Raw genomic sequence first — 12619 nt, 5'->3', positions numbered from 1 at the left:
GCTTGTGGTGATCCTGTGGGAGCGGGCGCGCCCGCGAATAGGCCCGGCCAGGCACTCGAGAATTATCAGGGGGTTGAACAATGACAACAGAAGACACCCAAGCCGCATCGAGCCTGGCATCCCGTGCAGGGACGCCCGTGAGCAGTCGTCGGAGTTGATGGGTAATGTCCGCGAATTGACCATTACCGGGCTGATGGATGAGAAGCCGATGATGATCTGGGCTGCCCATTACCTGAGTGCGATGGCCAAGGCACTGATGGATGATGCTGAGTTGGGGATGAAGCAGTGAGGGTTTGGCTTCCGATTGAATGAACACCTGTCAGCCCAACCCCAGCCCCCATAAAAAAAAGGAGAGCCGAAGCTCTCCTTTTTTCGTTAACAACCCTCAACCTCAGCCAATGGTCATCAGGCTGGCATTACCACCGGCAGCAGCAGTGTTCACACTCACTGCCCGCTCGATCACCAGGCGCTCCAGCGCAATCTGGTGGTCGCCGCTGGACAGCCCGTGCACACCCACGATCGCCCCGGCACGCTTGGCCACCTGCTGGCACACGCCGCGCAGCTGGTCCGAGTCGCCATGGTGGATCACGGCGTCGAACGCCACTTCATCCTTGTTCCAGTCCGCCACCAGCTTGACCTTGGCCTGCAGCTCTCGCGGCAGGCGGGCACGCAGGGCTTTGCCCGGCTCGCCGTCCGCCCATACCGCCGAGCTGCCAACGGCCAGCACTGCGGCGAACTGCGCCAGCAGGTCGGCTTCGTTGTCGGCCAGGCACAGCACGTGCTCACGCGGCAGGATGGTGTAGCTGTTGCGCTCGCCGGTCGGGCCTGGCAACAGGCGGGCGATGCCGCTCTGCGACTGGCTGGCGAACTGGCTGCACAGCGTGGCGAGGTCGGTCAGCTGGTTGCTCTCGGCCCATGCCTTCAGGCCGTGCAGCGGCTTGATCAGCTGTTCGTGCAGGGCGCGGTCAGGCTTGCCTTCGCCGTCCTGTTGCTGGAAGTGGCGGCCAATCGCGTCGGCCGGGCGGGTCGACAGCAGGCGGTACAGGTACAGCGGGCCGCCGGCTTTCGGGCCGGTGCCGGACAGGCCTTCACCACCGAACGGCTGCACGCCCACCACTGCACCGACGATGTTGCGGTTGACGTACATGTTGCCGGCGTTGGCGGTTTCCACCACCTTGGCGATGGTCTCGTCGATGCGGGTGTGCACGCCGAGGGTCAGGCCGTAGCCGGAGTTGTTGATCTGCTCGATCAACTGGTCCAGGTTGCGACGGTTGTAGCGCACCACGTGCAGCACCGGGCCGAAGATTTCACGCTTGAGCTCGTCGAAGCTCTCCAGCTCGATCAGGGTAGGCATGACGAAGGTGCCGCGCTTGAGCTCGGCAGCATCGGCAATGGCCACCTGGTAGACCGAGCGACCTTTCTCGCGCATGCCCTGGATGTGCTTCTCGATGCCGGCTTTGGCTTCGGCGTCGATCACCGGGCCAATGTCCACGGCCAGGCGGTCCGGGCAGCCCAGGCGACTTTCGGCCATGGCACCCTTGAGCATTTCGATCACGCGGTCGGCGGAGTCTTCCTGCAGGCACAGCACGCGCAGTGCCGAGCAACGCTGGCCGGCGCTGTCGAAGGCCGAGGACACCACATCGATCACCACCTGTTCGGTCAGTGCCGAGGAGTCGACGATCATCGCGTTCTGGCCGCCGGTTTCGGCGATCAGCGGGATCGGGCGGCCCTGGTTGTCCAGGCGGCCGGCGACGTTGCGCTGCAGCAGGCGGGCCACTTCAGTGGAACCGGTGAACATCACGCCCTTGACGCGCTCGTCACCCACCAGGCCGGCACCGACGGTTTCACCGCGGCCAGGCAGCAGCTGCAGCACGCCTTCAGGAATGCCGGCTTCCAGCAGGAGGCGCACGGCCTGGGCAGCGATCAGCGGGGTTTGCTCGGCCGGCTTGGCCAGTACGGGGTTGCCGGCGGCGAGCGCTGCGGCTACCTGGCCGGTGAAGATCGCCAGCGGGAAGTTCCACGGGCTGATGCACACCACTGGGCCCAGCGGGCGGTGGGCGTCGTTGCTGAAGTCGTTGCGTGCCTGCACCGCGTAGTAGCGCAGGAAGTCCACGGCTTCACGCACTTCGGCGATGGCGTTGGCGAAGGTCTTGCCGGCTTCGCGGATGAGCAGGCCCATCAGCGGCTGGATTTCGGCCTCCATCAGGTCGGCGGTGCGTTCCAGAATGGCGGCGCGCTCGGCAGGCGGGGTGGCCTGCCAGATCGGAGCGGCATTCAGTGCGCACTGGATGGCGTTGTCGACGTCGGCGACCGTGGCTTCCTGAACATGGCCGACCACGTCGCGGTGGTCCGCCGGGTTCAGGACCGGTGCGGCGGTGCCTTCGCTGGCAGCGCAGGCCAGCAGTGGCGTGGCTTTCCAGTCGTTGTGGGCGGTGGCCAGCATGGCGCAGGACAGCGATGCCAGGCGGTGTTCGTTGGCCATGTCGATGCCGGCCGAGTTGGCCCGCTCGCTGCCATACAGCTCACGCGGCAGCGGGATGCGTGGGTGCGGCAGGCCGATGCTGCCTTCCTGGGTGCCCATGCGCTCGATGCTGGCGACCGGGTCGGCGACCAGTTCCTGGATGGAGATCGAGTGGTCGGCGATGCGGTTGACGAACGAGGTGTTGGCGCCGTTTTCCAGCAGGCGACGCACCAGGTAGGCCAGCAGCGTTTCGTGGGTGCCGACCGGTGCATAGACGCGGCACGGACGGTTCAGCTTGCCTTCGGAAATCTTGCCGACCACCTGCTCGTACAGTGGCTCGCCCATGCCGTGCAGGCACTGGAACTCGTACTGGCCCGGGTAGTAGTTCTGACCGGCAATGTGGTAGATGGCCGACAGGGTGTGGGCGTTGTGGGTGGCGAACTGCGGGTAGATGGCTTCTGGCACGGCCAGCAGCTTGCGGGCGCAGGCAACGTAGGACACGTCGGTGTACACCTTGCGGGTGTAGACCGGGTAGCCTTCCAGGCCTTCGACCTGGGCGCGCTTGATTTCGCTGTCCCAGTAGGCGCCTTTCACCAGGCGGATCATCAGGCGGTGGCGGCTGCGCTTGGCCAGGTCGATGACATAGTCGATCACATACGGGCAGCGCTTCTGGTAGGCCTGGATGACGAAGCCGATACCATTCCAGCCGGCCAGAGAAGGCTCGAAGCACAGGCGCTCGAGCAGGTCGAGCGACAGCTCCAGGCGGTCGGCTTCTTCGGCGTCGATGTTCAGGCCGATGTCGTATTGCTTGGCCAGCAGGGTCAGCGACAGCAGGCGCGGGTACAGCTCTTCCATCACGCGCTCGTACTGGGCGCGGCTGTAGCGCGGGTGCAGCGCCGACAGCTTGATCGAGATGCCCGGGCCTTCATAGATGCCACGGCCATGGGAGGCCTTGCCGATCGAGTGGATGGCCTGCTCGTAGGACGCCAGGTACTTCTGTGCGTCGTGCTCGGTCAGTGCGGCTTCGCCGAGCATGTCGTAGGAATAGCGGAAGCCCTTGGACTCGAAGCGGCTGGCATTGGCCAGGGCTTCGGCGATGGTTTCGCCGGTGACGAACTGCTCGCCCATCAGGCGCATGGCCATGTCGACGCCCTTGCGGATCATCGGCTCGCCGCTCTTGCCGATGATGCGGGTGAGCGAGGAGGTGAGGCCGGATTCGTTGTGGGTAGACACCAGCTTGCCGGTCAGCAGCAGGCCCCAGGTGGCGGCGTTGACGAACAGCGACGGGCTGTTGCCCAGGTGCGGCTGCCAGTTGCCGGTGCTGATCTTGTCGCGGATCAGCGCGTCACGGGTGCCCTTGTCGGGGATGCGCAGCAGGGCTTCGGCCAGGCACATCAGTGCCACGCCTTCCTGGGACGACAGCGAGAATTCCTGCAGCAGGCCCTGAACGATGCCGGCACGACCGCCAGCGCTCTTCTGGTTACGCAGTTTTTCGGCGATGCCGGCGGCCATCTTGTTGGTCGCTTCGGCCAGCGGGGCGCTCAGGCGCGCCTGCTCCAGCAGCATCGGTACCACTTCCTGTTCGGGGCGGCGGTAGGCGGCGGTGATCGCCGAGCGCAGCACCGACTGCGGCAGGATGCTCTCGGCGAACTCGAGGAAGCACTGGTGGCTGTGGTCGGGCTGGACCTCTCCGGCATCGTCGGCCAGGTTGCTGGCATGGCCGTTGAGTTCGGTCAGGGTGGCACCACCCTCGAGCTTCTCCAGGTAGTTGAAGATCGCTTGCTTGATCAACCAGTGCGGGGTGCGGTCAATCGACTGCGCAGCTGCCTTGAGTCGCTCACGGGTCGGGTCATCGAGTTTGACCCCAAGGGTGGTCGTCGCCATTTCTTATCCTCGTTATTGCCACGGTTGTGGCCTAAGCTGGCGCCAAGAGTAGCTGTAGGACAATTCGGGTGCAACCAGGTGCAACCCGAATTTTTCATGGAAAAGGTGCAACTCGTCCGACCGTCATTTCCATGCCCGGAAAAGGGTCGTTTTCGGTGCGTTTTATTCTGAAAAGCGAGGTTGTTGCTCCCAAAAGGAGCAAAAAATCAGATTTGTCTGAAAATGCACGAGAAGGTGCAACTTGCAAATGAAAAATGGTTGCACCCGCTTTGCGTTGTTGCATAGGATTCGCCGCCTGGGTGCAACCGCCATGGCTGCGGTTGTGCATGACATAAAAACAAACGCCAGGGCACACGCATGGGCAATCCACTAACGATCACTTTCGTGGTCTATATCGCGGCAATGGTGCTGATCGGCTTCGCCGCCTATCGCTCCACCAATAACCTTTCCGACTACATCCTCGGCGGCCGCAGCCTGGGTAGCGTGGTCACCGCGCTTTCCGCCGGCGCTTCCGACATGAGCGGCTGGCTGCTGATGGGCCTGCCGGGCGCCATCTACTTCTCAGGCTTGTCCGAAGCCTGGATTGCCATCGGCCTGACCGTCGGCGCCTACCTGAACTGGTTGTTCGTCGCTGGTCGTCTGCGCGTGCAGACCGAGCACAACGGCGATGCACTGACGCTGCCGGACTACTTCTCCAGCCGCTTCGAAGACAACAGCGGCGTGCTGCGGATCATCTCGGCCATCGTGATCCTGGTGTTCTTCACCATCTACTGCGCCTCCGGCATCGTTGCCGGTGCCCGTCTGTTCGAGAGCACCTTCGGCATGCCGTACGAAACCGCCCTGTGGGCCGGTGCCGCTGCAACCATCGCCTACACCTTCGTCGGTGGTTTCCTGGCGGTGAGCTGGACCGATACCGTGCAGGCTTCGCTGATGATCTTTGCGCTGATCCTCACCCCGGTGATCGTGCTGATCTCCACTGGCGGCTTCGATACCACCTTCGCTGCCATAGATGCGGTCAACCCGGCCAACTTCGACATGCTCAAGGGCGCCACCTTCATCGGCATCATCTCGCTGATGGGCTGGGGGCTGGGCTACTTCGGCCAGCCGCATATCCTGGCGCGTTTCATGGCCGCCGACTCGGTGAAGTCGATCGCCAACGCCCGCCGTATCTCCATGACCTGGATGATCCTGTGCCTGGCCGGTACCTGCGCCGTGGGCTTCTTCGGCATCGCCTACTTCTCGGCGCACCCTGATCTGGCGGGCCCGGTCACCGAGAACCACGAGCGTGTGTTCATCGAGCTGGCCAAGATCCTGTTCAACCCATGGATCGCCGGTGTACTGCTGTCGGCCATCCTGGCGGCGGTGATGAGTACCCTGAGCTGCCAGCTGCTGGTGTGCTCCAGCGCCCTGACCGAAGACTTCTACAAGTCCTTCCTGCGCAAGAACGCTTCGCAGGTCGAACTGGTGTGGGTCGGCCGCCTGATGGTGCTGGCCGTCGCCCTGATCGCCATCGCCATGGCCTCCAACCCGGAAAACCGCGTGCTGGGCCTGGTGGCTTACGCCTGGGCCGGCTTCGGTGCTGCCTTTGGTCCGGTGGTGCTGATTTCGGTGCTGTGGAAAGGCATGACCCGTAACGGCGCACTGGCCGGTATCGTGGTGGGTGCACTGACCGTGATCCTGTGGAAGAACTTCGACACCCTCGGGCTGTACGAAATCATCCCGGGCTTCCTGTTCGCCAGCATCGCCATCTTCGTGGTGAGCAAGCTGGGCAGCCCGTCGCAGGCAATGGTCAAGCGTTTCGAGACTGCTGATGCGGCGTATCACGCTGACAAGTAATACCCGTTGAGTCGGCGGCGCCTGTTTCGCGGGTGAACCCGCTCCCACAGGGATTGCACAGAACTCAAATTCTGTGAGGTGCCTGTGGAAGCGGGTTTACCCGCGAAACAGGCGCCGCCGATCAGCAGCCAGGCCCTGACTCCGCCTGCAAGGCAAGGTAAACTTGCCACCCCCGCAGGAGTTGCCATGAACTATCGTCACGCCTTCCACGCCGGCAACCACGCCGACGTCCTCAAACACATCGTGCTGACTCGCCTCATCGCCCTGATGTCGCGCAAGGAGCAGCCATTCGCCTACATCGATACCCACGCAGGGCTCGGTCTGTACGATCTGCAGGGCGACCAGGCAACCCGCACCGGCGAGTACCTGGAAGGTGTCGCCCGCCTATGGAATCGCGATGACCTGCCGGCCATGGCCGACGACTATCTGCGTATCATCAAGCGCCTGAATGCCGATGGCGAGCTGCGCTACTACCCCGGTTCGCCCGAGCTGGCTCGCCGCCTGATGCGCCAGCAGGACCGCGCCCTGCTCAACGAGAAGCATCCCGAAGACGGGCCGCTGCTCAAAGAGAACATGAAGAAAGACCCGCGCGTGTTCGTGCACCTGGGCGAAGGTTGGCATGTGCCGCGGGCCTTGCTGCCGGTGCAGGAAAAGCGCGCGATCATGTTGATCGACCCGCCGTTCGAACAGGCTGACGAGCTAAAGCGCTGCACTACCGCCATGAAAGAGGCGATCGGCCGCATGCGCCAGACTGTCGCGGCCATCTGGTACCCGATCAAGGACCAGCGCTCGCTGACCCGCTTCTACCAGGACCTGACCAGCACCGGCGCACCGAAACTGCTGCGGGTCGAGTTGTATGTGCACCACCAGGACAGCCCGCAGGGGCTCAATGGCTCAGGTCTGGCCATCGCCAACCCACCGTGGGGGTTGGAAGAAGAGCTCAAGGAGCTGCTGCCATGGCTGGCCAAAGAGCTGGCGCAAACCGCCGGCAGCTTCCGCATGGACTGGCTGATCGCTGAATAATATTGCTTGCCTGTACCGGCCCCATCGCCGGCAAGCCAGCTCCCACAGGTACAGCGCGGGCCTCAAGGTCGGTGGTGTACCTGTGGGAGCTGGCTTGCCGGCGATGAGGCCAGTACAGGTTGCCGCGTTGCGCACATGTTTGCGTTATAATCCCGCTCTTTAGCCGCCACCCGCCCAAGAGGCCGCTGGCGCATTTCTACCGAATGAAGAGGCTAATCCCTTGGCATTGACGATTCTTGGCCTGTCCGGCGCCCTTAGCCATGACCCTTCCGCGGCCTTGTACATTGACGGCAAACTGATTGCCGCCGCCGAAGAAGAGCGCTTCGTGCGTGACAAGCATGCGAAGAACCGCATGCCCTACGAGTCGGCGAAGTTCTGCCTGGAACAGGCTGGCATCAAGCCATCCGACGTCGACGTGGTAGCCATCCCGTTCGCCCCGATCAGCCTGTTCGGCAAGGCGCGCTGGCATTATGCCAAGCGCTACTGGTACGCCCCGGATCGCGCCCTCGACGCTATTCTGATGGGCAACCGTCGCTACAAGCGCTACCGCAAGAAGATCGTCTGGTGCCTGGAGCAACTGGGCTTCGACCCGAAAAAGGTGAAGATCGAGCCCGTCGAGCACCACCTGGCCCATGCCTCCAGTGCCTACCACTGCTCGGGGTTCAAGGAAAAAACCGCAATCCTCGGCATCGACGGTAAGGGCGAATACGCCACCACCTTCTTTGGCTACGGCGAAAACGGCAAGATCCACAAGATCAAGGAATTCTTCGACCCGGACTCGCTTGGCGGCCTGTACGGCGCAATCACCGAGTTCCTCGGCTTCGAGATGCTCGATGGCGAGTTCAAGGTCATGGGCATGGCGCCGTATGGTGACGCCAGCAAGTACGACTTCTCGCGTCTGGCCAGCTTCGAAAACGGCGAACTGGTGATCAACACCGAATACGCCAACGTCATTGGCCTGCGCCGCTATAAAGAGAAGGGCAAGGGCTTCTACTTTTCGCCGAAACTGATCGAGTGGCTGGGCCCCAAGCGCGAAGGGGACATCGCCGACGAGCCGTACATCCATTACGCGGCCAGCATGCAGGCACTGTTCGAAAAGATCGCCCTGCAGATGATCGACCACTACCTGGGCGACATCCTGCGTGAAACCGGCAAGCTGGCCTTTGCCGGCGGTTGCGCGCTGAACGTCAAGCTCAACCAGAAGATCATTGCCCGCCCAGACCTGAAAGAGCTGTTCGTTCAGCCGGCTTCCGGTGACGCCGGTACCGCCGTGGGTGCTGCCGCCTACGTTTCCCACGCTCGTGGCGTACCGGTCGAGAAGATGGAACACGTCTACCTCGGCCCTTCGTACTCCAACGAAGACGTGATCGCTGCCTGTGCCCGTCACCCGAACGCACCGAAGTGGCGCAAGCTCGACGACATGCCGCAGCGCATCGCCAAAATCATGGTCGATGGCAACCCGGTGGCCTGGTTCCAGGGCCGCATGGAATTCGGCCCCCGTGCCCTGGGCGGCCGTTCGATCATTGGTTGCCCGAGCGTGCCGGGCGTAGCCGACCGCATCAACGAGCAGATCAAGTTCCGCGAACGCTGGAGACCTTTCTGCCCGTCGATGCTCGACACCGTCGCCCCGCAGATGATCAAGGTCGACCACCCGGCGCCGTTCATGACCTTCACCTTCGAAGTGGCTGAAGAGTGGAAGACCCGCGTGCCGGAAGTGGTCCACGAGGACGGCACTTCGCGTGCCCAGGTGCTCAAGCGCGAGTACAACCCGCGCTACTACGACATGATGAAGGCACTGGAAGACCTGACGGGCAACGGAGTGTCGCTAAACACCTCGCTGAACCGCCGTGGTGAACCGATGATCTGCTCGCCGACCGACGCCCTGAACATGTTCTTCGGCTCGGACCTGCAGTACCTGATCATGGAAGACATCCTGGTTGTGAAGGACGGCGCGGCCCCGTATGACCAGCCGCTCTGAACCGCGCATCCTGCAGTTCTGCCATGGCTATGACGGGCCGTTCCTGGACTGCGCCCGTCAGTACGCCAGCCTGTTCCAGGGGCGTGGCTACCAGGTCACCACGGTGTTCCTCACCGGCGCCGCCGACCCGCAGGTAGCGGCTGGCTGTGCGTCGGACGAGGTGCTGTTCCTGGAGTTCAGCTCCAAGGCTGTGCGCGGCCTGAAACTCGGCGCCATCCGTGCATTGCGGCGGATCGCCGCCGAGCGCAATTTCGCCTTCTGCATCGCCCATCGCTTCAAGCCGATCTACGTGGCGTTGCTGGGCACCGGCTTGCCGGTGATCGGCGTGCACCATGCTTTCGGTGACTACGAGCGCAAGGGGCGACGCATCTTCGCCAACCTGTTCAGCAAACGCCTGAGCTTGCTGGGCGTGTCGGACGCAGTGCGTGACGACATGCGCCGCTGTCTGCCGCAGTGGCCGGCAGAGCGTATCCAGACCTTGTACAACCGCATCGACATCGACGCCCTGCAAGCGGCCCTGGTGCCACGCGCCGAGGCCCGTCAGGCCTTGGGGCTGGACGCACAGGCGTGGATTGTCGGTAACGTCGGGCGCCTGCACCCGGACAAGGACCAGGCCACCCTGCTGCGTGGCTTTGCCGAAGCGCTACCGGGGCTGCCGGCTGGCGCCCGCCTGGCAATCCTTGGCAAGGGGCGCCTGGAAGCCAGGCTCAAGGCCCTGGCCGCCGAGCTGGGCATTGCCGGGCAAGTGGACTTCCTTGGCCAGGTGCCGGATGCGCGCCGTTACTTCCAGGCATTCGACGTATTCGCCCTGAGCTCCGACCATGAGCCGTTCGGCATGGTCCTGCTCGAAGCCATGGTCGCCGGTGTGCCGGTACTGGCCACGGCCTGTGGTGGTGCCCGCGAAGTGGTGGAGGGTGTTGGCGTGCTGTTCCCTCTGGGCGATGCGGGGCAATTGGCCCAGGGCCTGAAACACATGGCTGTGCTCGATGGGCAGCAACGCCAGGCCTGTGCCGAGCACATGCTGCAGCGCCTGCGTGAACGCTTTTCCGACCAGGCGGTGCGCGAAGCATTCTGGCAACTGCCGCAAGTCCGCGCGTTGGTGGGGCAGGCCTGATGCTCAACCGTATCCAGGCCTTCCGCGAACGCGGTTGGCAAGTTATCGACGCCAAGGCCTATGCCGAGGCATGGGCCCGGTTTGGTGGCAGTGTCGCCACCCATCCCCAGGTGGTCGAGCAGCTGGCGGACCTGGCGCAGATCCCTGTGCGTTATCTGGGCTGGCACCAGGCCGGCGAGCTGAAAGCCGCCATTCCTACCTGGGGGCGCCACCTTGCGCTGTCCAAGGACGTGCTCAAGCGTGCCGGCAAAAAGGCCCTGTTCGACCTGGGCAACGCCGAGATCATCCTGCCGGCGGCGGCCGATGCCGCTGCACCGTTGCGCCATGCCGCGCGCTACCTGTCCGAACTGAACCAGGGCCGCTTCAGCGGCCTCAAGGCGCAGAAGGAACAGCTGGCCATGGCCCGCGCCCACGAAGACCTGTCGAAGAAGTTCCGCTACAACCAGCGCCGCGAACTGCGCCTGCTGGAAGAGGCGGGCGGTGTGGTGCGCCCGATCGGCGACTTCAGCGCGCAGGAAATCGCCAGCATGTACTGCGACCTGTTCCAGCGCCGCTGGGGCTTCCCTGCCACCGGTGCCGAGCGCATGGCCGAGGTGCTGGAACGCCTGCGCGAGCTGCTGATCGGCTCGGTGCTGCTGTTGGACGGCAAGCCGATTGCCATCCAGCTGGTTTACCGTGTCGAAGCGCCGGAATGGATCAGCGTCGAGTACATCAATGGTGGTGTCGACCCTGAAACCAAGGCCTTCAGCCCCGGCAGCGTGCTGAGCTTCCTCAATACCCAGGCCGCCTGGGAAGACGCCCGTGCGCGCAACAAGCCGCTGCGGTTCTCGTTCGGCCGTGCCGACCGCGAGTACAAGGACCGCTGGTGCAACCCCGTGCAGGTGTATCAGGCGTGAGTCGCAAGCAGCAGTTGCTCAAGCGCCACCGGCGCAACAAGCGCCTGGGCCTGTTGGCGGGCCTGGTCGCGCTGGTGGCCATAGGTGCGTTCAGCTGGTGGTGGTTGCCACTGCTGCTGTTGCCGCTGTTGTGGGCGGCCCACGAGGCCTGGTTTGCCGACCACCTGTTCTACGCGCCAGGTGAGGACTACGCCTACGACTTCGGCGAGTTGACCCGGGAGGCTCCTGCCAGCCTGAGCGGCGGCTTGCTCAAGGCTGAGTGCGTGCTGCAGGGCAATGAAACCCTGGTCCTCGAGCTGCGGGTAAAAAGCAGCTGGATGGGGCGCTTCCTGGACCCGCAGGTCGAGCTGGTGGCTGGCGAGCAGGCCGACCGGCAAACCTTCGAGCGTGGCGTCGATGGCGTGCGCTTCCTCAACCTCACCGGCCTCGCCGCACCTCTGCAGGCTGGCGCGTTGCGCCTGCGTGGCCGGCATTGCCGGCTGGCGGGCCAGCCGCGCTTGTGGATAACCCCGGCGGTCGAGCTGCAACGGCGCCGGGTGATGGTGATCGCGCCGCATGCCGATGATGCCGAGCTGGCCGCTTACGGCCTTTACAGCCAGGCCGACGAAACCTGGGTAGTGACCCTGACCGCTGGTGAAATCGAGGCCGAGCACTATCAGCAGATGGGCTTGGCAAAGGCCGAGGCCGCGCGCCTGAAGGGCCGCCTGAGGGCCTGGGATAGTGTCGCCGTGCCACGCTGGGCCGGTGTGGCGGAATCGCGTTGCGTGCAGCTGGGCTACTTCTGTCTGCAACTGCCTGCCATGCAGGCTGCGCCAGACCAGCCGGCCGCTTCTCGCGAGGCCGACCTCGCCGACATTCGCGTATTCCGCCGATTCAACCCGTTCCCGCTGCCGGCCGATGTCGATGGCGCGCCGACCTGGCGCAACCTGCTCGCCGACCTGCGGGCCTTGCTGGAAATGGCCAGGCCAGAGGTGCTGGTGATGCCGCACCCGCAGCTCGACCCGCACCCCGACCACATCTGTGCCCAGGCAGCGGTGCTGGAAGCCTTGCAAGGCCTGGCCTGGCAGCCGCAAACCCTGCTGTGCTACGCCAACCACCTGCATGACAACGACCGCTGGCCGATGGGCGACAGTGGTGATGGTGTGGCCCTGCCGCCACAGCTGGAAGCTGTCCAGGCCTGGGCTCCTTGCAGCCTGGTACTGGACCTTGCGACCCAGCGCGACAAGGCCATGGCCCTGGGCATGATGCACGACCTACAGCCGCCAGCACCGTTCAAACGCCGCCTGCGCCGCTTGTTGCAGCGCTGGTTGGCCGGGCGGCGGTCGTCGCCTTACGGCGAGAACGAATTCTTCCGCAAGGCCGTGCGCCGACATGAACTGTTCTGGCGGCGTGAGCTGTAGGCGCGCCCCATGGTTGACCGCGATGGC

Annotated in this window: 9 protein-coding genes; 7 read left to right on the top strand and 2 right to left on the bottom strand. The window is 64.2% G+C overall.

The features are described from left to right. Window positions 1-37 precede the first annotated feature (37 nt). Window positions 38-289 (top strand): DUF3077 domain-containing protein, encoded by a 252-nt coding sequence (locus tag GEV38_RS24975; RefSeq protein ID WP_043936290.1) that lies wholly within the window; start codon window positions 38-40, stop codon window positions 287-289. A 102-nt stretch (window positions 290-391) separates the two neighbouring features. Here GEV38_RS24975 and putA read toward each other — a convergent pair whose 3' ends face one another. Both putA and GEV38_RS24965 read right to left on the bottom strand, forming a co-directional pair. Beyond that, on the bottom strand, window positions 392-4345 hold the full coding sequence (putA, locus tag GEV38_RS24970; protein WP_015272041.1) for a trifunctional transcriptional regulator/proline dehydrogenase/L-glutamate gamma-semialdehyde dehydrogenase: 3954 nt from the start codon (window positions 4343-4345) through the stop codon (window positions 392-394). Window positions 4346-4439: 94 nt separating this feature from the next. Next, on the bottom strand, window positions 4440-4628 hold the full coding sequence (locus GEV38_RS24965; protein WP_137108938.1) for a hypothetical protein: 189 nt from the start codon (window positions 4626-4628) through the stop codon (window positions 4440-4442). 74 nt (window positions 4629-4702) lie between these two features. Between GEV38_RS24965 and putP the strand changes: the two genes are divergently transcribed. The 6 genes from putP (at window position 4703) to GEV38_RS24935 (ending at window position 12592) form a co-directional block, all read left to right on the top strand. After that, the gene (gene putP, locus GEV38_RS24960; protein WP_015272040.1) at window positions 4703-6181 is read left to right on the top strand and encodes a sodium/proline symporter PutP; all 1479 of its coding nucleotides are present in this window, start codon (window positions 4703-4705) and stop codon (window positions 6179-6181) included. A 186-nt stretch (window positions 6182-6367) separates the two neighbouring features. Next, window positions 6368-7204 (top strand): 23S rRNA (adenine(2030)-N(6))-methyltransferase RlmJ, encoded by an 837-nt coding sequence (locus GEV38_RS24955; RefSeq protein WP_013974483.1) that lies wholly within the window; start codon window positions 6368-6370, stop codon window positions 7202-7204. Window positions 7205-7424: 220 nt separating this feature from the next. Continuing rightward, window positions 7425-9182, top strand: coding sequence for a carbamoyltransferase (locus GEV38_RS24950; protein WP_015272039.1), 1758 nt, complete (start codon window positions 7425-7427; stop codon window positions 9180-9182). Continuing rightward, window positions 9166-10296, top strand: a complete 1131-nt coding sequence (locus GEV38_RS24945; RefSeq protein ID WP_015272038.1) for a glycosyltransferase — start codon at window positions 9166-9168, stop codon at window positions 10294-10296. Before GEV38_RS24950 ends, GEV38_RS24945 begins: the two co-directional genes overlap by 17 nt. Beyond that, window positions 10296-11192 (top strand): antimicrobial resistance protein Mig-14, encoded by an 897-nt coding sequence (locus GEV38_RS24940; protein WP_015272037.1) that lies wholly within the window; start codon window positions 10296-10298, stop codon window positions 11190-11192. Before GEV38_RS24945 ends, GEV38_RS24940 begins: the two co-directional genes overlap by 1 nt. After that, a complete protein-coding gene (locus tag GEV38_RS24935) occupies window positions 11189-12592 on the top strand; it encodes a PIG-L deacetylase family protein (protein WP_015272036.1) in 1404 nt (467 codons plus the stop codon). Before GEV38_RS24940 ends, GEV38_RS24935 begins: the two co-directional genes overlap by 4 nt. The last annotated feature ends 27 nt before the right edge of the window (window positions 12593-12619 follow it).

It is taken from the genome of Pseudomonas sp. 13159349, from assembly GCF_013305685.1.
Classification (GTDB): domain Bacteria; phylum Pseudomonadota; class Gammaproteobacteria; order Pseudomonadales; family Pseudomonadaceae; genus Aquipseudomonas; species Aquipseudomonas asiatica.
The sequence above is the reverse complement of the archived record's forward strand: the minus strand, read 5'-3'. Positions and strand labels throughout refer to the sequence as shown.